This is a genomic window from Oscillatoria nigro-viridis PCC 7112 (assembly GCF_000317475.1).
GTDB classification, from domain to species: Bacteria; Cyanobacteriota; Cyanobacteriia; order Cyanobacteriales; family Microcoleaceae; genus Microcoleus; species Microcoleus nigroviridis.
Map to the genome: position 1 here is coordinate 3,355,236 of NC_019729.1, position 19,799 is coordinate 3,375,034.

General features: G+C 45.8%; 16 protein-coding genes. 11 read left to right on the forward strand and 5 right to left on the reverse strand.

Translation table 11 applies throughout. The features are described 5' to 3' along the window. Nucleotides 1-111: 111 nt before the first annotated feature. From OSC7112_RS14280 to OSC7112_RS14290, 3 genes are all read left to right on the forward strand, one after another. Nucleotides 112-2,679: a glycosyltransferase gene (locus OSC7112_RS14280; protein WP_015176557.1), complete on the forward strand. Its 2,568-nt coding sequence runs from the start codon at nt 112-114 to the stop codon at nt 2,677-2,679. Between the two features lie 148 nt (nt 2,680-2,827). After that, nucleotides 2,828-6,340 carry a glycosyltransferase gene (locus tag OSC7112_RS14285; protein ID WP_015176558.1) on the forward strand — a complete coding sequence of 1,171 codons (3,513 nt, stop codon included), beginning with the start codon at nt 2,828-2,830 and terminating at the stop codon, nt 6,338-6,340. 67 nt (nt 6,341-6,407) lie between these two features. Then, nucleotides 6,408-7,736 carry a GH39 family glycosyl hydrolase gene (locus tag OSC7112_RS14290; RefSeq protein WP_015176559.1) on the forward strand — a complete coding sequence of 443 codons (1,329 nt, stop codon included), beginning with the start codon at nt 6,408-6,410 and terminating at the stop codon, nt 7,734-7,736. A gap of 125 nt (nt 7,737-7,861) precedes the next feature. Here OSC7112_RS14290 and OSC7112_RS14295 read toward each other — a convergent pair whose 3' ends face one another. Further along, nucleotides 7,862-8,161 (reverse strand): contact-dependent growth inhibition system immunity protein, encoded by a 300-nt coding sequence (locus OSC7112_RS14295; protein ID WP_015176560.1) that lies wholly within the window; start codon nt 8,159-8,161, stop codon nt 7,862-7,864. Beyond that, nucleotides 8,158-8,697, reverse strand: a complete 540-nt coding sequence (locus OSC7112_RS14300) for an RNase A-like domain-containing protein (protein ID WP_015176561.1) — start codon at nt 8,695-8,697, stop codon at nt 8,158-8,160. The genes OSC7112_RS14295 and OSC7112_RS14300 overlap by 4 nt, the downstream gene beginning before the upstream one ends. A gap of 315 nt (nt 8,698-9,012) precedes the next feature. Between OSC7112_RS14300 and rfbF the strand changes: the two genes are divergently transcribed. The 5 genes from rfbF (at nt 9,013) to OSC7112_RS14325 (ending at nt 13,997) form a co-directional block, all read left to right on the forward strand. Beyond that, entirely contained in the window at nt 9,013-9,786 is a 774-nt protein-coding gene (gene rfbF, locus OSC7112_RS14305) for a glucose-1-phosphate cytidylyltransferase (protein WP_015176562.1), read from the forward strand. Between the two features lie 316 nt (nt 9,787-10,102). After that, the gene (locus OSC7112_RS14310) at nt 10,103-11,173 is read left to right on the forward strand and encodes an acyl-CoA dehydrogenase family protein (protein WP_015176563.1); all 1,071 of its coding nucleotides are present in this window, start codon (nt 10,103-10,105) and stop codon (nt 11,171-11,173) included. 71 nt (nt 11,174-11,244) lie between these two features. Continuing rightward, nucleotides 11,245-11,976: a cyclase family protein gene (locus OSC7112_RS14315; protein WP_015176564.1), complete on the forward strand. Its 732-nt coding sequence runs from the start codon at nt 11,245-11,247 to the stop codon at nt 11,974-11,976. Nucleotides 11,977-12,153: 177 nt separating this feature from the next. Further along, complete coding sequence (locus OSC7112_RS14320; RefSeq protein ID WP_015176565.1) at nt 12,154-12,900, forward strand: DUF1995 family protein; 747 nt, start codon at nt 12,154-12,156, stop codon at nt 12,898-12,900. Nucleotides 12,901-13,226: 326 nt separating this feature from the next. Then, a complete protein-coding gene (locus OSC7112_RS14325; protein WP_015176566.1) occupies nt 13,227-13,997 on the forward strand; it encodes a metallophosphoesterase family protein in 771 nt (256 codons plus the stop codon). A 319-nt stretch (nt 13,998-14,316) separates the two neighbouring features. Here OSC7112_RS14325 and OSC7112_RS14330 read toward each other — a convergent pair whose 3' ends face one another. Continuing rightward, entirely contained in the window at nt 14,317-15,168 is an 852-nt protein-coding gene (locus OSC7112_RS14330; RefSeq protein WP_015176567.1) for a M48 family metallopeptidase, read from the reverse strand. Between the two features lie 102 nt (nt 15,169-15,270). Between OSC7112_RS14330 and OSC7112_RS41760 the strand changes: the two genes are divergently transcribed. Beyond that, nucleotides 15,271-15,402 (forward strand): hypothetical protein, encoded by a 132-nt coding sequence (locus tag OSC7112_RS41760; RefSeq protein ID WP_263053610.1) that lies wholly within the window; start codon nt 15,271-15,273, stop codon nt 15,400-15,402. A 138-nt stretch (nt 15,403-15,540) separates the two neighbouring features. Then, complete coding sequence (locus tag OSC7112_RS14335; protein ID WP_015176568.1) at nt 15,541-16,065, forward strand: DUF4330 domain-containing protein; 525 nt, start codon at nt 15,541-15,543, stop codon at nt 16,063-16,065. A 196-nt stretch (nt 16,066-16,261) separates the two neighbouring features. Here OSC7112_RS14335 and OSC7112_RS14340 read toward each other — a convergent pair whose 3' ends face one another. Next, nucleotides 16,262-17,167 carry an alpha/beta fold hydrolase gene (locus OSC7112_RS14340; RefSeq protein WP_015176569.1) on the reverse strand — a complete coding sequence of 302 codons (906 nt, stop codon included), beginning with the start codon at nt 17,165-17,167 and terminating at the stop codon, nt 16,262-16,264. A gap of 529 nt (nt 17,168-17,696) precedes the next feature. Between OSC7112_RS14340 and OSC7112_RS14350 the strand changes: the two genes are divergently transcribed. After that, nucleotides 17,697-18,311 (forward strand): hypothetical protein, encoded by a 615-nt coding sequence (locus OSC7112_RS14350; protein ID WP_015176571.1) that lies wholly within the window; start codon nt 17,697-17,699, stop codon nt 18,309-18,311. Here the strand turns inward: OSC7112_RS14350 and OSC7112_RS14355 are convergent. Further along, a complete protein-coding gene (locus OSC7112_RS14355) occupies nt 18,279-19,211 on the reverse strand; it encodes a hypothetical protein (RefSeq protein ID WP_015176572.1) in 933 nt (310 codons plus the stop codon). The two genes, OSC7112_RS14350 and OSC7112_RS14355, sit on opposite strands and share 33 nt — an antisense overlap. Nucleotides 19,212-19,799: the final 588 nt, after the last annotated feature.

Consider the following 19,799-nt stretch of genomic DNA (forward strand, 5'->3'; position numbering starts at 1 on the left):
ATTTCCCAAACTTCAAGTTTTTGTAAGTAGAGCTACCGAACACAGAATAATGCTGAAGGTCCGCCACATTCATCTAAACTAGATCATCATAGGTTAACAGCGAGCTAAATAATGTCAACAGCTACTCGAACACCGAAAGTAAGCGTAATTATACCTGTATATAATGGCGATCGCTACATCGTACAAGCGGTGGAGAGCGCCCTCAGTCAAACTTTTACTAATTTGGAGATTATAGTTGTAGACGATGGTTCAACAGATCGCACGCAGCAAGTATTGCAACCTTATTTTGACAGAATTCGCTACATTTATCAGGAAAACCAAGGAGTCGGGGTAGCCCGGAATAGTGCTTGCCAACTAGCGCAAGGCGAGTTTTTGGCATTTCTAGATGCCGATGACTATTTCCTACCATCCAAGCTAGAGAAACAGGTAGCTTGCTTTGATGCCGATCCCACCTTAGATATGGTGCAAACAGGTTGGGTGATCGTCGATGAAACCGGGCGAGAGATTTCGGCTGTCAAGCCTTGGCAGCAAGCGTCACAATTAGATTTAGAAAGCTTTATTCTATATAAATGTGTGCGGCCGAGTGCGATGATTATGCGCCGAAAGTGGTGGGAAAAATTGGGAGGTTTCGATTCTCAATTTCCACTAGCAGAAGATTTAGACTTTACCTTGCGTTTAGCTTTAAAGGGGTGCAAAGCAGTTTGGTTAGAAGAGACACTTACCTGTTATCGCCAGCACAATTCTAATCTCATGTCAAGCGGCTTTCGCCTAATGAAGAATATAGAAATTGTGATGAAACAATTTTTCGCTCGACCCGATTTGCCTCAGTCAATCCGGCAGTTAAAAAACCAGGAACGCTATCAATGCTTAAAGTGGCTGGCATGGCGGATGTATCGCGACGGTCATCTAACAGAGATGGCTCAGTGTTTAGAAAAGTCATTGCAATATACGCCTTTTTCGCCCACAAAAACAGTCTTAAATTGGCTGGAAAGTTTTCAGATGGCTTCTGAAGAATATGGTGAAAATTTTGATGCTTATTCGCTGAGTAAGTTAGCGGAATGGCAAGACATAATTGTGATGGTGATGACTAATCCACCCCAATCTCAACAGAGTTCTATTCCCACAGCTTCAAAAGCGCGTGAAGCGAAGCTATCCCGTAGGGAAACGCACATTTTACTCTACAACACGGACGATCCGGGCGTGGGAGGATTAGCGCAATACAATCATGCCATTCTCTGTCAGTTAGCCCTATTAGGCTATCGAGTCACTTGCGTGCAAACCAAACATTCTAGCCCCTTGCTTGAGCGAGAACGAGAGTTAGGTATAGAACACTTGTGGCTGGATTTTAGCGGTCATAAAGATTTACAGCGGGTGTTAAGAAATACTCAGGATGCACGAGAGATTTTTGCTAGCAATAAACCCGATCTGATTATTTTTAGCGATGGTTGGCCATTTTCCAATTTTGCTGCTAAACAGGTAGTTATTCAAATGGGAATACCATACATGATGGTGATCGGGTTAGTTATGCCAGAACACGCAACTTTTGCCTGCGGGGATGTAGTGCCTTATGTAGAAGGAGTGCTCTACCACTGCCTGCAAGCTAGAGCCTTGATTGTGGGCGCTTACGAACATTTGAATTTATTGTGCCAACATTTCAAGTTGCCAAAAGAGCGAGGACAAGTGATTTACTTGGGGCGTTCTCCTGAATATTTTGCACCTCCTAATGCTGCTGCTCGTCAACGCCTGCGACAAGAAATAGGAATTCCTGAAGATGCGATTGTCTGTTTCACATCTGCTCGATTGGCATCGATTAAAGGGCATCGATATCAGATTGAAGCAATCAAGCAGTTGCAGCAGTCTCCTGTGTGGTCTAAACTGTATTTTGTTTGGGCAGGAACTGGTGAGGGAAGCGCTGACAATGTAGAAATAGAATTGAGGGAAACTATTAAAGAGTTAGGGGCGAGCGATCGCGTGAAGGCGATCGGACAGCGCTGGGATATCCTAGATTGGCTGGATGCTAGCGACATATTCATTTTGACATCTCTGGCAGATGGAACGCCTTCTTTTGCAGTCATGGAAGCGATGGCTAAAGGATTGCCGATAGTTGCAACGGCTGTGGGCGGCATTCCTGAAGGGCTTGGCGATACGGGGAAATTGTTGCCCGATCCGAATACCGATCCAGACGGAACCGCGAGGGAATTGGCGAAAACTGTAGAAGCTTGGGCGATGAATCCAGAATTGCGGCATCAAATCGGTCAAGCTTGCAAGCAGCGGGCCGAAAAACTGTTTAAAGAGGAACGGATGTTGGCAGAGTCGATTGAGGCGATCGAAAAAGCTTTAGTTTGCGATCGCCAAACAGATGAATTTGTTACTCAAAAAGAGGTACAGGGGTCAATAACGAAGATAGAAAGCCGGGTGCATTACAGCTCTTTAGTGTGGAATGCTTGGCAGGCTTACTGTCAAGAAGATCTAAGCGGAATGCAGAAGTCGCTTCAAGAATCTTTGAAGTACACACCTTTTTTGACTACAGAAACGCTCTTAAACTGGGTAGAATATTTTGCCAATTTTTCCTCAGCTAAAGGGCATTATTTAGATACATATTCTCTAATTAACTCAGCAGAATGGCAACAATTAGTCCAGGAATTACAGGGTATTGAATCTGTATTTTATGCACGCTAAAATACCAGATTGACATTTCAAATTCGGATTGCTGTCAGCATTAGAATTGCATCTGCCTTCTGCTTTCTGCCTTCTGCCTTCTGCCTGACCTCCGTTACGTCCGTTTCATAATCCGTTGCCGAACCCTTCCCGATCACCGATAAAATTCATGTCAATAGCAAATCCGACACCGCGAGTAAGTGTAATTATTCCAGCATATAATGGCGATCGCTACATCGCACAAGCGGTAGAAAGCGTCATCAGCCAAACCTATAAAAACTGGGAAATTATCGTCGTAGACGACGGTTCAAGCGACGACACCCGACAAGTATTGCAGCCTTATTTTGACAAAATTCGCTATGTTTATCAGGAAAACCAAGGAGTAGCTGCCGCCCGCAACCGAGGAATTCAGGAATCCCGAGGTGAATTAATTGCTTTTTTAGATCAAGATGACTTTTTCTTGTCAGATAAGTTGGCTGGACAAGTTGCGTTATTTGACGCTCAGCCATCACTAGGAATTGTTAATAGTGGCTGGCGAATTGTTAAAGAGCAAGGCGAAAGTATTTGCGATATAAAACCCTGGGAATACTTTCCTCAGCTCGACTTAAAAACCTGGATTGTTTATATGCCCCTACTTCCCAGCGCCATGATGTTTTCGCGGGCGTGGCTGGAACGAGTCGGTGGCTTTGATTCTCAGTATGATTCAGTAGATGATGCCGACTTAATTGTGCGTTTATCACTATCTGGGTGCGAAGCTGTTTGGTTACCTCAAGTGACAGTATGCTACCGCCAGCACGGGCAAAATGTCTCCATCCAGAGAGCGCTAAAACAGGCAAGCCTTAGTATTAAATTAAAGCAAAATTTCTTCAGTATAGCCGACTTGCCAGAGGATATCCGCCAATTAGAAAAGCAGGCTTTTTATGAAGCTCTGACATGGATGGCTTGGCAACTTTACTACAGCGGCTATCCGGCAGAAATGACTGAGTATTTGCAAAAATCTTTAGATTATACCCCGTACTCCCTGACAGCAACTATAGCAGATTGGGTAAAGCGCATCACTGAAATTGCTAAGACCTACGGCTGCAATATCGATGCAATTTGTATCAGAAAATTACCAGAATGGAAAGATTTAATGGATAGTATTATTACTCCCCAAAAAGTGCGCGTTAGTGTCATCATCCCGGCTTACAACTGCGAGCGCTACATTGTCAGAGCCGTAGAGAGTGTTCTGGGCCAGACTTATCAAAACTGGGAAATTATCGTCGTAGACGACGGTTCAACTGACAACACTCGCCAAGTCTTAGCACCCTACCTCGATTTAATTCAGTATGTTTATCAAGAAAATCAAGGAGCAGCAATTGCTCGAAATCATGCTTGTAAGTTAGCAAAAGGGGAATTTTTAGCTTTTCTAGATGCTGACGACTTCTTCCTACCAGAAAAACTCGAAAAACAAGTAGCTTGCTTTGACGCTGACCCCACATTAGATATGGTGCAAACAGGTTGGGTCATCGTTGGCAAAAACGACGAAGGCATCTATGGAGTAAAGCCTTGGGAAGAAGCACCAAAATTAGATTTAGAAGCCTTTGTTTTGTACAAATCAGTGCGGCCCAGCGCCATGATGCTGCGGCGAGAGTGGTGGGAACGCTTGGGAGGTTTCGATCGTCGCTTGCCGCCAACCGAAGATTTAGATTTTGTCCTACGTTTAGCTTTAAAAGGCTGCAAGTCAGTTTGGTTAAAAGAGATATTAACCTGCTATCGTCAGCACGACAGCAATATCATGTCTAACGGCTCCAAATTAATGAAAAATACGGAAATTTTGATGGAGCAATTTTTCGCGCGGCCAGATTTGCCTCAGCGTATCCGTGACTTGAAACGCGCGGAACGTTACAAGTGTTTCGTATGGATAGCATGGCGGATGTACCGCGACGGATATTTGGCAGAAATGGTCGAAAGTCTGGAAAAATCTCTGTATTACACTCGTTTGACAGGCACTGAAACTGTTTTTAATTGGCTGGAAACTTTTAAGGGGGTTTCGGAACAGTACGGCTACAACTTTGATGCCTATGCCTTAACCAATTTACAGGAATGGCAAGACATAGTGGCGATCGCAGCGAACAATCCTTATCAGTTTCAATCCGCTCCCAGTTCGACTTCTCCGCCGCCAAGACAGCACGTACTCCTGTACACAGAAGACTCAGGAGTCGGCGGTTTGGCTCAGTTTAACCACTCGCTGATGTGTAAATTAGCTGCCGATGGCTACCGAGTTACCAGCGTTCAAAGTCAAGCTTCTAACCCTTTAATTATTGAACAAAAACAGCTCGGCATCGAACATATTTGGCTAGAGTTCGACACGATGAAAGAGTTTTTGCGAATAGCTTACAATTTGGATGATGCTCAAAAGATTTACGCCCAGGCTCGACCGGATTTAATTATATTTAGTGACGGCTGGCCGATGGCTAACTTTGCAGCTAAACAAGTTGCGATCGAGCAAAATATACCGTACATAATCAGTCTGGGTTATATCAATCGCAATTATGAAACCTTCGATCGCGGCGATCAAATTCCCTATTTCGATGCAGTTGCCTACCAGTACATTGTAGCCAAAGCAGCAGTAGCAGTTTCCCACGAGAATTTAAACTTGTTCCAAAGTCTATTTAAAGCGCGTCTAGAACGAGGAAAAGTAATCTATTATGGCAGACCAAATAGTTATTTTGAGCCGCCGAATCTTTCCACTCGCCAACGCCTGCGTCAAGAACAAGGAATCCCTGAAAATGCTGTGGTTTGTTTTACGGCGGCGAGATTGACTCCAATTAAAGGATATCAGTATCAATTGCAGGCGATCGCCCAATTGAAAAATCGTCCAATTTGGTCCCAAATTTACTTTGTTTGGGCCGGGCCTGGGTCTACTACTCACGACAATATGGAACCTGAATTAAGAGCAACGGTGAGCAAATTGGGAGTAGAAGAACAGGTTAAATTCTTAGGACAGCGCTGGGATATTGCCGATTGGCTAGATGCCAGCGACATCTTTATTTTATCTTCCCAAGCAGAAGGAATGCCGCTAGCAATTATGGAAGCAATGGCGAAAGGATTGCCCGTAATTGCCACAGCAGTCAGCGGGATTCCTGAAGAATTGGGAGATACGGGAAAGTTGCTCCCCGATCCTACAATCGACCCAGAAGGAACAGTAAAAGAGTTGGTACAAACGGTGGAAATATGGGCAGAAAATCCGGAATCGCGCCGACTTGCAGGACAAGCGTGCAAAGCGCGAGCCCAAGAACTATTCAAAGAAGAACGGATGCTTCGGGAATATGGAGAAATAATTGAACAGGCATTTGTAAGTGACGGTGAGAGCGACAGTTTCTCTATTAGTCCGAAACTCAAAAAGCAGGTACAGCAAGTTGATAGCCTGCTGAAATACTATTATTTAGTGTGGAAAGCTTGGGAGGCTTACAATCGAGGAGATATGTCCGAGATGGCGAGTAATTTGCAATCTGCTTGGGCCTGCACGCCTTATTTTACCACAGAAACTATCTTTGATTGGGTGAAAAATTTTGGCATTTTTGCAGCAGAAAAAGGAGTTCCCTTCGATACCAACGAGCTGATCAAATCCCGCTCGTGGCAACAAGTGATAGAATCAATACAGGGTTTTGAAGTGTTTTCATCTGTTCGTTACAACTGAGCTCTTGCAGCAGTCTTAGGAACGGGCTATCCGGCCCATTCCACAAAACATCAACCAAACAAAAGATATGCAATTTACATTCAAGTTCCCACGTATTAATAAACTGCTGCCAATTTGTTTAGCTATTGTCACTCTCCTGTTAATCACATATTTGGGACAGCAACCAACAGTTGCCCAACTGCGATCGAACGTTACAGTAGATTTTGGACAGCCAGCCACCGGTACAATTTCCATGAGTGGCATCCTGCACGGAATCGACACCAGCAAGCCGCCGGATAGTTCTATCAAACCCTTGCAGCCCAAACTTTGGCGGGCGGGGAGACTCGATATTTACGATCGAGTAATCGCCAGCGGAGCCGAGTTTCAGTTAGTAGTTAGCGACTTGTGGGGCTACGGTAGCAATCCCAATGGCTGGCCCTATCAAAACTACCCCGCGTGGGAAGCATTCATCCGACAGTTAGCCCAGCAAAATAAAGGCAAAAAAATCATTTGGGATGTATGGAATGAGCCAGATTGGAAAGATCCATTTTGGAATGGAAGCAGAGAACAATTCTTTGAAACTTACAAAAGAGCTTACAAAATTTTGCGGGAAGAACTGGGGCCGTCAGCAATGATTGGCGGACCGAGCCTCGGCCGCTACAGCAAAGAATATCTCGCCGCTTTTTTGGATTACTGCAAGGCTAACAAACTTGAAGTAAACTTCCTCTCATGGCACGAACTTAACGACACGATGATTTTATTTGTTGACGATCACGTAATTGAGGCTAAACGCAATTTTCAGCAAAGTCCCTCTTACAAGGAACTGAAATTACAAAAAATTTACGTCAACGAAATTGTCGGGAACTTAGCGCAGTACCAGCCGGGGGAAATCTTAGGTTATTTGTATAACTTAGAGTATGCAAAAGCTGACGGTGCTTGCAGAGCTTGTTGGGAGAGTAAAGGGCCAAATAAAGTTAGCAATTGCTTCAACAATACGCTGAGTGGGATGGTGACGCCTAATACTTTTGAGCCGAGAGCAGCTTGGTGGACTTACAAAGCTTATGCTGACGGAGTTAATTCGCGGGTGCGGAGTTGGTCAAATAACAATCGCCTTGTCGCTTTAGCCAGCAAGTCCAATCCTGAAGGTAAAGCACAGATACTGTTAGGTTATTTCGACCCCAATTTTTCCTCAGCAACAACGGTAACATTAACCCTCGGAAATTTGGAGCAGCTAGGTATTCAAAGAGGTCAGAAAATTACTCTAAAATTAGAAAAAATTCCCAACAATCAAGAAGGAGCCGTGCCAAAGCTTGTCACCGTTAAAGAAGAAAGTTTGTCGGTGGGTAGCGGCAGCTTGGCTTATGTTATCCCTAATTTCAACGTCCACGAAGGCTACTTATTGACGGTTAGCAAATGAGCTTGATTTGAAGAGAAATCGCGGGGTGGGGGCGGGTTTATTTAACCTATCTGTACTTTTTGAGGCTGGTGGTGAACCCGCCCCTACGGATTTATCGATCGCGCGGTAGCTGATGTCAGTAGAGTTTAGCTGGGATTATTCAAAGATTTTTGTACGGATTCCAACCATTCTCTGACTGTTTGATTTTCGGATTGTGGGTCGTAGTAACACCCTAATTCATCGAGGATAAATGCTTCTAAATCGGATGGGGCGATCGGCATTTCTAGCAGTTTGCTGAGCTCTTGCGATGCAGCTTCAACACTTGGGCGCGGTTCGCTGCTGCGGTAGTTGTTCACTACATCGCTGGGAGTGTCAGCTTCTAACGGCCAGTCTTGGTGAAAGTAGGAACTGAAAAATTGGGTTAAATGAGGAAATTGATTTATCATTGGGGATAGGCTGTGAGAATAAAGTATCCGGGAGGTAATTTGACGCTGCGCTGGAGGACGATTCTCAGGCGAGATGTTGAAGTTGCTTTGGATGCGCGGCGACGCAGAGTAATGCCAATTATTCTGTTGGCGTTGTAGTCGATCGTATAACGATTACCTCGACTTTTCACCCAAGAGTCGATCGCACTTTGGTTTCTGTTCATTGCTTCTGCAATAGCCGCTTCGGCGACGGAAAGGTTAGTAAAAGAAGATGCTGCAGAAATTGTCGTTTCGCTTGCGAGTCGCTGTGCTAGTTGTGCTTCTGTTTTACCAACGTGTCTCTCTAAAGTGTGTCCTCCTGCTGATTCGTGAAAGTCTAATCCGCCGCCCGGTATGTTGGGAACAAAAGCTACGGTGGTTTGTGGTATAGTTGAGCCTTCCAGTGCAACAACCGTGGCGTAAACACCAGGTATAGCCGATTGGAATAATATAATTATTGAGGCGATCGCACAGAGGATACCTAAAAACTTTTTTAGGCGATCGAGTTGATTTTTCATTGCTGTTGAATCTCTTTCTTAGATTTAGTATAAATGATTGCTGTTTTTTTGTCTGTTTGTTAATCGACTATTAGTAATTTTAAAATTGTGCTGTATTCAAATATACTGTCGGCCGTACCACCCTACTATTAGTTATAAGTTCGCGCAATTTTTAAATACATTGTTCTCCGCGCGCACCCTACGATTATTGAGAATAGTTCGTGATTTCTGTTGTTTACAAAGCTTCACTCACTATGAGAAAAAGTTAATAATTCTTTGAATAAATCACTGATGATTAATGATAAATTAATTTATCATCTTTAAAAAAATGAAAAAATGCAAGTAGTTATCCTAGCAGGTGGTCTCGGTACTCGTCTTAGAGAAGAAACAGAATTTCGTCCCAAACCCTTAGTTGATGTGGGGGGGCATCCGATTATTTGGCACATCATGAAAATCTATGCACACTTCGGTTTTCAACAATTTATTGTGTGCTTGGGCTATCGCGGCAACATGATTAAAGAATATTTCCTGAATTATGAAGCCATGAACAATGACTTTACTATCTGTCTGGGACGCCAAAATACCATCACTTATCACGAGGAACATCTAGAACAAGATTTTAAAGTGACCCTGGCTGAAACTGGCGCGGCAAGCATGACAGGAGGGCGGGTAAAACGGATCGAAAAATATATCGATCGCGAGAATTTCATGGTGACATACGGCGATGGAGTAGCTGATGTCAATATTGAGGCTTTAGTCGATTTCCACAAGTCTCACGGTAAGCTGGCAACTGTCACCACATTCCGTCCGATTTCTCGCTTTGGGATTTTGGATGTAGACAGCGATAGCCGCGTAGTACAATTTACTGAGAAACCTCAAATCGACGGCTGGATCAGTGTTGGGTATATGATATTTAACCGCCGGGTATTTGAGTATTTGGGGGAAGATGATTGTATTTTAGAACAAGAGCCGATGCAGCGTTTAGCTGCAGAGGGACAGTTGATGGCTTACCGTCATGAGGGCTTCTTCTTTGCGATGGATACTTATCGAGAATACAAGTATTTAAACGAACTTTGGGATGAAGGGAAGGCTCCTTGGAAAGTGTGGTAAAAAGTTAATTGTTGCATTCTCAACAAGCCTTTTATGAACTGGTTCTCCGGCCCGTTCCACAATAGATAGAATTTATTTGTTGTGGAACAGGCCGAAAAGCCTGTTCTCGATCGGGGTGCAGAATGTGAGGAAATACAGCGTATTCCAGGTTTATGAAGTACACCGCGCAAAACCTGGTTTCTTTAAAGTTCTCGCATCATTACTGATTCTGTTCCTCGAAACCCGGTTTCTCCGTACTACATTTACATGGAATATGCTGTAAGTAGGGAAACGGCACTGCCGTGTCCCTACCTCTGCTATAAAATAATTATAAAAAATGGATTCTCAAGATATTCTCAACAGCACAGAAACTTACCTGCAAAAGTGCATTTCACCCCACGCGGAAATTATCGACAGCGACTCGGAAGCCCTGAAAACAGCAGTTGCGGGATTGGAAGATCGATCGCTCTTAGCGTTGCGAGTTCCCCAAAAATGGGGCGGTGCCGAAATTGCACCGGAGATTTTTTACCAATATCAGGAATTGACGGCTCGATATTCCGGCGCTTTGTCTTTCCTGCAAACTCAGCACCACAGCGCAACTGCCATGCTTGCCAACAGCGACAATGAAATGCTAAAAAGCAGATACTTGCCCGCGATCGCCCAAAAAGAGTTACGCTTGGGTATTGGGTTTTCGCATTTAAGGCGATCGGGCAATCCTGCCGTCACCGCAACTCCCACAAAAGCGGGTTATTTACTGTCAGGAAAAGTTCCGTGGGTAACAGGTTTTGCCTTGTTTCAAAAGTTTATTGTAGCGGCGGTACTTCCTGACAATCGCGCAGTTTTCGGTTTAGTGCCTTTTGCCAATATTGAACGCGAATCGGGTAAAATAGCTTGTAGCGAAATCATGCAGTTAATCGCCATGAACTCGACTAATACTGTGACAGCAACTCTCGATAATTGGTTGCTGCATGAATCGGAAATAATTTCAGTTAAACCTCTCGGCTGGATTTCGGAAAACGACACCAAAAATATACTGAATTTTGTTCCGGGTACTTTTGGCTGTATTCGAGCGGGATTGGATGTAATTGCAGCAGCGGCGGCTGCTAAAAATTCACCTTTTATAGCGGCGGCTTGCCAAAAACTAGAGCAAAAGCTCGATCGGCTAAAACAGAAGTTTCCACAATCTCAACATAGCTCGAAAACAGAACAATTAGCGCTGCGAGCTCAAGCCATTGATTTAGCGGTGCGTTGCGGGCACGCTGCGGTTGCAGTTTCTAGCGGTGCTGCTAACGGTGCGTTACACCCGGCCGGGAGAGTTTATCGAGAAGCTTTGGTGTATACTGTTTCCGGGCAAACAAAGGATGTGATGGAAGCTACGGTCGATCGACTAATCGAATTTGAGATTTGAGATTTGAGATCGATCTCGCAGAAGGTCAAAAACTCAACTTTGTTTAATAAAAAATAGATATATTTAACCTGATGACAAACAACTTTAAGTCAAATAACTTAAAAACGATCGCCTACAGCAAAATTGTAGACTTAACCCATGCAATTCACCCAAATATTCCCATTTGGTCGGGAGATCCAGCGACAGAAATTGCCACAGTAGCTCAAATAGAAACAGACGGGTATTTCCTGCGAAAATTCTCAATGGGAGAACACAGCGGCACTCACATCAACGCACCCAACAGCTTTTATGCAGGAGGCGCCAGCATTGATAGTTATTCCCCGCAGTCGCTAGTTTCCCCCGCAATTGCGATCGACATCCGAGAGCAAAGTCTTGCCAATCCAGACTACACTTTAACAATTGATGATATATTGACTTGGGAACAACAGCACAAACTTATAGAACCGGGAAATATAGTTTTATTGTATACTGGCTGGCAAGAAAAATGGGATCACGAGCGAGCATTTTTCAACCGAGACGATCGCGGAATTTGCCACTTTCCCGGATTTGGCAAAGCAGCAACTCAATTTTTGCTAGAAGAACGCTCGATCGCCGGAATAGGAACCGACACCCACGGAGTCGATACCGGGCGAGATGAAAGTTTTGCGGTTAACAAATTGGTATTGGAAAAGCAGCGAATAGTGCTGGAAAATCTAGCAAATCTCGACTTGTTACCTGCGGCTGACATCACTTTAGTTATCGGAATATTGCGCCTTTTGGGAGGTTCCGGTTCGCCCGTTTCGGTGTTAGCTTTTGTTGATTGAGGCGGTAAAACTTACATCTTGCACCATTCTTAAGAACGGGCTCTCCGGCCCGTTCCACAAGAAAATTCACTCTTCGCTTCACAGGCATCTTGCCTGTTCCTAAACAGGTAATTGAGAATGGTGCAATATCTCAGGTAAAATTGGATTGAGAGAAGTCGAGTAAAAACAATTAGATTAATGACAGAACTGCCCAAGGATCTCAACGAGGCGATCGCCCAATCCCGCATTGCCACCGCCGCTGCCCTCTCGGACGGCAAAACTCTACTGCAAGTCGAATTAGTATTTCCAGAAATCGCCCTGCAAGCACAGTCTATCACCCTACAATTTCTCCCAGAATTTGAGGAAATCTACCCCGGAGTAAAAGTCTTTTTTCCCGACACCGGTGCTGCAGCCCTCGCGCGCCGCGACTGGGGAGAAACACCGTTTAAAGTAACTGATTTAGGTAGCAGTCGCACCCCTGTTGAAGATAAAATAGCACCGGAAGATCAACTTTTCCTTTTGATAAATCCAGCAGCCGTAGAAGTTGCCCAAGTTGAAAAAATTTACATAGCTGCTGCAGGTCGCCCAGTAATTCTACTCAACCCGCGCCTGGAAGATGTTGCCACCATAGGTATAGGCTATGCGGGCCGCCAATTGCGCGATCGATTCCTCAACAAAATTGAATCCTGCTACTACATCAGACCCCTAGACACCGCTGCTTTATTCCGCTGCTACCCCCAACCGTGGCAAGTGTGGCTGGAAACAAACGACGAATACGAACTAATTTCTGAAACCGCCCAAAAACCTGTCGGAGACGATTTAGAGCGGATTTTAGCCGCTTCTCTCCCAAGCGCCGATCCTGACTCCACCACACCTGCAAAACCTCTAAAAAAGAAAGGTTTTTTGGCAGAACTCCAGACATTCCTCAAAGCTTTGACTCAGTGACCATCGTTAAGGCTCGATCGTATTTTAGGGTGTGTCAAGGATTATTTTCGACTTAATCCGTCGGCTAATCGCTGATGCACCCTAAAGCGTGAAATAACTCAAAGCTTTGCCTCAGTAACAGCAGTTGCAGAAGCACAATTAACAGCTTGCCTGTGTTTCTATCAGTAGCTACGCAAACAGAGACTGGCGAGCTTTACACGACATTTATACAAAGCAGTATAATGGGTGACACCCCTCCACCGTAAAAGAGGGGAGGCAAATAGCAGTAAAATCAGATGCTATAGGCTAGAGATGGGGGTTTTGAGTCAGGGAAGCGGATAAACACAATGGAGCACCGGCGCATTGTTATCGGGGACGTACACGGGCATTATGACGGCTTAATGACCCTGCTAGAGGCACTTGCCCCCAGCTCGAACGATCGCGTCTATTTTTTGGGAGACTTAATCGATCGTGGCCCCAAAAGCGCTCAGGTATTAGATTTTGTGCAGCAAAGCCCCTACCACACTCTGTTGGGCAACCACGAACAACTGATGCTGGAGGCTTTGTCTGGGACACCGATGGATATGCGAGCGTGGCAATCTTGGCTCTACAGTGGCGGCGATGCGACAGTAGCCAGCTACAGAGATACAGGGATGATGCCGTACAAACACTTAGAGTGGCTGCGATCGCTCCCCACGCACCTGGATTTAGGGGACATCTGGCTGGTTCACGCCGGCGTTGACCCGCATCTGTCGATCGATGAACAGTCGATCGAACAACTGTGTTGGATTCGCAGGGAATTTCACACCATGTCGAAACCCTATTTTCCCAATAAATTAATTATCACCGGTCACACGATCACCTTTACCTTTCATGGAGTCAGACCGGGCGAATTAGTCAGGGGCGAAGGGTGGTTGGATATTGACACGGGTGCTTATCATCCCAAAAGCGGCTGGCTGACAGGATTTGACCTCAGCTACCGCAGAGTTTATCAAGTAAATGTATTTAACAATCAAGTCCGAATTTTGCCGTTTGACGAAGTTGTCAGGCAATTGAGGCCACAGCCGATTGCACCCCCGGAACCTGCGATCGATTCTGTTGTTCAACAGCAGTGTTAAATTAATTTGTAGTTTTAGGGTATGTCAGATTAAGTCCGATCTATCTTAGATCTTGCACCATTGTCAATAATTCTTTTATGAAGAGGCTCTCCGGCCTGTTCCACAAAAAAATTTATCTCTTGTGGAACGGGCCGAAGAGCCCGTTCTTGAGAATGGTGCAAGATGTGATATCTATATAAATCGAAATTAACTGGCTGCTGACATACCTTAGTAACTGGATTTATTTTTTTACGAACCGCGAAGACGCGAAGAGCGCGAAGTAAGAAAAGAGAAGAGAAGAGAAGAGAAAACAAGAGAGTGCCTGACTGATTTACATTTGCTAGGAACCTAAAAGCCGGCGGATTTCTAGCCTGTAATCCTCATTATTCAAACCTTCACCGCTAGCAAGAGCTGGATCTATAGCCTGCGAAATAGCAGCAATACGATCGCCAGTTGCCGGGTGAGTGCTTAAAATGCTAGGAGGAGAAGGCTTGTTGAGCAACTTTTTCATAAAATCAACCATCCCAGATTGAGCGTAGCCTGCTCGCCCCATAGTTTGCAATCCCAACTGATCGGCTTCATACTCAGCTTGGCGGCTGTGGGGGCGCCGCAAAGCCAATTCCACCCCAATCTGAACCGCCTGAGATCGATCGAGCCCAGTCGCCGAAGCTACACCTGAAGCTATGGCCATTTGACGCATTTGTTTAATCGCGTGGCGAGCATTAATGTGAGCAATTTCGTGGGCGATCACACTTGCCAATTCTGCCTCATTGTCCGCCGCTGCCATCAAGCCTTTATTCACATAAACAAAACCGCCCATAGTTGCAAAAGCATTAATCGTGTCGTCGTCAATGACTTGAAAAGTATAAGGAATATTCGGGCGAGTGCTTTCTTGAGCGAGTCGTTGACCGATGCGGTTGATATATAATGTAGTGTCCCGATCGCGGTCAATCTTAAACTCCCTGTTCGTTAACTGCTGATTAATTTGTTGGCCAATAGCCACCTCTTGGCGATCGGACATATTCGACAATTGAATAACTTGAATGCCTCGAAAAATCAGTTCAGGTAAAGAAAATGCTTGAGTCGGTTCCGGGGAAAGCACCCAGATACCCGCAGCCACAATCAGGGACAGAAACAGATAAATCCCCCGGCCGCAAGTATGCCGGCAAGTCAACCAAAAACTTTTTAACATGAGTGATAGGTGCCAGAAGTTAGATAAAATTGTAGGAAAAACTCGAAAAGTCACTAAATAGGCAGACGCAATTTGAGGCTGCTTAGTTGCTATTCTAGCTTTTTGTCAATTTTTAACCGCGCCACCAGCTTCTGGGCGATCGAGCCAAGGCCAACCAACCGCCCTCAACTGCCTTCTGGCTTAAGTGCCCCAGTCATGCGGATTTTGGGCGATCGTTGTGGTAATATCTTTTAGCTTCAGGACTTACGCATCAATAAAGTATGTCATTGCCAGCGGTAGCTCAGCAATAGCAGCATCTGTTTTTCATCGATGTCTGCGTAAGTCCTGAGCTTGTAAACATACTCCTGTCGCTATCAGTATAATAGGCGATTTATGAAAATTTTGGATTCTCAAGGCCGGCTGTTCGGCAAACTCAGCATTCTAGACGTAGCTGCCGCTCTGATCGTACTGCTAGTTGCAGTCGGAATCTTCTTCTTTCCCGGCACTTCTGGCGGTTCCGTCGCCCAAGTCGGCACCAGTGTCAAACCTGTAGAAATTGATGCAATTGCGATCGGTCTCAAAGGGACAAACGTTCCAAATTTGTTCAAAGCAGGCGATAAAATCAATGTGGTGATCCGCAATCAACCCTCCGGTCAGATTACGATCAAATCTGTCAAAACTCTCACCAGAACCCTAGCAGTTCCTCAGCCCAACGGCACTCTGAAAGCTCTCCCCGATCCCAGAGAAGAAGAAGCCTTCAGCAAAAATATGATGTTTACCTTAGAGGGAAAAGGTCAACTTACTGAAAATGGCCCGGTTTTAGGTAATACGAAAGTCAAAATTGGCACTACGCTAGAGCTTGAAGGCAGCAAGTACATTTTCAACGCCAGCGTCATCGACGTGCGAGTCAAAGAATAATTAGTAGTCATTAGTCATTAGTCATTAGTCATGGGTAATGGCTAATGCGTAATGGCTAATGCGTAATGGCTAATTAATCTTCCTTCTAGCCTCTTCCTCCATCCGTTACATCCCTTAAAAAATCCGTTGCCGAACTTCCTTCTTCCTTTTTCCTCCATCCGTTACATCCCGTAGAGTGCTTCGTTGCCGAACTTCTTCACTTTTCCGAAAGCAATTTTAAGTATTGCCTAATTAAGCCAATCGTGACAGCGGGAATTTCTAACTGCGGAGTCAAACCTACGTTTTCCAGAGGTTGAAAAACTTTGATTGCTTCGGGGTTGAGGTTGGCCAAGCGCTGGCCGATATCGGGCCCGGTAAACTGCGATTTTTCTCCCCAAATAATCGCTGTCGGCGTTGTTAGCTGAGTGATGTACAGCGACAAATCAAAGCACAAATCTCCCCGCACAAAAGACAGGGCGGCATATTCTGCATTGGGTTCCAAAGCAGATTCGAGGTAAGCATCAACAATTTCTTGGTAAACGCGACGCGAATCGGCAAATTGGCGCTGTTCTAGGAAGCTGCGGATGCCGCCGTCTGTGGCGATTCCGGTACTGTAGAGCAAGCGATCTAAAATCGGCGTGTTGACTAGCTTAGCGAAGAAACTTGTGCCGTAATCTTGTCCGAAGTCCGACAAACCGCTGGGTATGGTCAAAATCAGGGATTTGAAGAGATCCGGGCGTGCGATCGCAGCTCGAATCGCGATCGCCCCTGTTAGCGAAGAAGCAATCACCTCTGTCGGACTGCCGCAAGTTTTTTCTATAAATTCGATCGAAGTTGTGATATAATCTTCAACTTGGTAATTTCTCGGCGGATGTTCCGATCGCCCCCAACCGATTAAATCAGGTGCTAAAATTCGATATTCTGCCGCAAAAGCCGGATAAACTTTCGACCATTCGTAGGCACTCGACCCGCCGCCAAAACCGTGAAAAAATACTAAGTTTGGTTGATTTTCCGAAGTTGAGGTCGGCAACCCCATCCAAGGCATGTTTTCAGCAGTGTAGTAGACCATTCTGCCGAGAGAAGTAACTATCGATCGCTGACCGAAGCCGAGGGGTACAAGCATAAACTAACCTCAATCGCTGTTATGTTTTAGATTCTTTTCCGTCGCCCCGTCTCTGTTTAAAAAACGTGCAAAGCTGGTGGCGTTTTTGTAAAGATTGAGTAATGATTTAAATCTATTTTAGTACAGGTGAAGCGTGAAACTACAGACACGAAGTAAGTTTTGCGATTTGGGCTATTCGGCTGTGTAGTTATCCTCACCCTTGCAAACTACCGCCGATCGGAGATAATAGCAAAATGATGGGTAAGACCCCTCAACAAAATAGAGTCTGTTCGCCAACCCCGAAACCAGGCGCTCGGAAAGGAGGAGTATTAGAACTCGCTTTCAGGCGGGCGGCAGGTTGGCCGAGCCTCGCCAATCACGAATCATTAATCACGATATTTTGCGGAGCAGTGGCTTTTGAGGTCGAAAGTCTTTGTTGGAGGGCGGGCGATGGGGTTTCGATTCCTAATTGCAGGTTTGGCAATCACGGGCCTCGCCGTTATCAATTCCAAAACACAAGAAACAACTAATCTCAGGGAGGTCTACTAAAATGCAACTGCTCAGAAAACGGGATCGCGAGGGTTTTATGGTTGATGCGAAAAGTCTTCAATCGGACGGGTTTGCAGAATTTGACACAGCCTGTCGAAGCAAGGATTTAAACGGCAAAAAGTCTTTTGTCGCTACTCCAGAACGCTCAGGCGCCGGGTCAGATGTGCGATCGCGCGCCACGGTACCCGCGATCGTCCGGGTAGCTTTAGAAGACTTGAAATGCTTTGAAGTAGTAGAACACCAGTTTGCACATTGGGGGGTGACTTTTAGCAATGCCGTCGCCATCCAACCTTCAAACCCATCATTTTTCACGGGTTCTGGGGCAACAGTGTTAATGGGAGCCCCCAAAAGCGGACTGATAGAAGTAACTTTTAAGTATCCAGTTCGCTGGGTGTCAGGACTGGTCACCAGTTCGCGGCGAACTGTTTTATCTGCTTGTGACATTGACGGCAACCCAATTGTTCAGGATGAAATGCCGGCGCCCAATCTGGTCGGGTCTAATTCTCCGATCGCCCCTAGGGCTCCCCTGCGCGTAAAAGCTCCTAATATTTATCGAATTACTTTTTACGCTTTTGACGGTCAGCTAGTAGTCGATGACTTGATGTTTGGATTTTAAAGCCATGCCATAAGTAGTGTCCCAAGTCTGCAAACCTTCGAGAAGGGCATTGCGGACTAAAGCTTCTGGTTCCCGACTCAGCATCAGGCGAAAGCACTCGGCAGCGCGGGAACGGGCGAGCGAACTTTTGACAGAGCTCACAGGGCCAAACCCACCCTGATTCACCAAATCGGTCATTTGCCGCACTGCAATCAAACGCTTCACGGGGTCAGCATCGGTCAAATCCGCCAAGATGCGATCGAGGGCCACTTCATCTTTTGCGGCCCCCAGACTCAACCCTTGCCGCAGCAACAGCCCTGCAATTGCGATCGTGCCCAAATTCTGCAAAATTAGGCTCAAAGCGATCCAGTGGCTGCTTGAGTCCGCCCAAATCGCCAAACTCATGTAAGCGCCCAAGGTAGCCATGCCACCGGTGCCGACGGCTAAAACGAATCGGCGGTTCGGGCCCTCCCAAAATTGCTCGCCTTTTGCTCGCAGCAATTGCCAGTCCCGCGACTGCCCTCGGTAAACCAGCATCATCGCTGCTATCCCCAGGCCTGTGGAAAACAGTAACTGACTGTTCCACCACTCCCAAACTGCTGCCAGGGTGACAACTGCCAGCCAACCTTTCGATCGAGTCAAACTCTCTAGCAGCCACTTGAGAAAGGCAGTAGAAACCACAGGCGATCGGGCCCACTCGCTCTTGCCATCTACCCTCCGACGCCTTTTTTCGGCAGTCCGACCTGTGGCTGTTGGGGTTCCCGGCGGGCGATCGTCCGAACTAAAATCCCTCAAAGCTCGATCGTCAGTTTTTTCTAAAGACAGGTCGCTCAAGGGGAGATTACCGAGTTCCAAAGTGCGATCGGACACTTTCACAGGCGATCTATTCAGCTTGGTTGTAGTTTTTTTAACTTGATTCATACTGACTTTTTTGAAAAATAACTTCAAGTTATCCAGGCTTTTTTAGCACTGATTTAGATTCTCGGTAAACAAGAGTCTAAGACTCTATGATACCCGAAATTCAAACCCGTGGCGAGTACCGCAACTGCGCCGAATTCCGAGAAATCCTTACCAAAAATAGAGCTATTGAAGATAGTTGAGAAAAGCACCACAGGTTAACAGGGAATATTTCTGAATCACTGTTGAGGCCCAAGGGCGATCGGAGTTGGCATGATGGCAAAAAATCGAATTTTTTTAACTTCACAAAAGAGGGGAATTTTGAGTGATTCAATTCGTCCGCCAAGAAATGTACGACGAAAATTTAGCCTTTTGCCCCCAGCCCCGGACTCTCCCTGCTACCCCCGGTGTCAGATGAGGCTGGGTTCAGCTTGACCGCTAGCTGGACAAACCGCAGCCTCCGGGCGAGCAGAGAATCCAGACACAGACAGTATTGTTGGATAATTAGCAGGAGCATTCCCAAACTGCTAAGATTTGTGAATTAATGGGAGTTGAGAAAGCCCATCATCCGGGTTCAAGCCGGTAAAGCAGCAAGGCAAGCAACCAACCGCG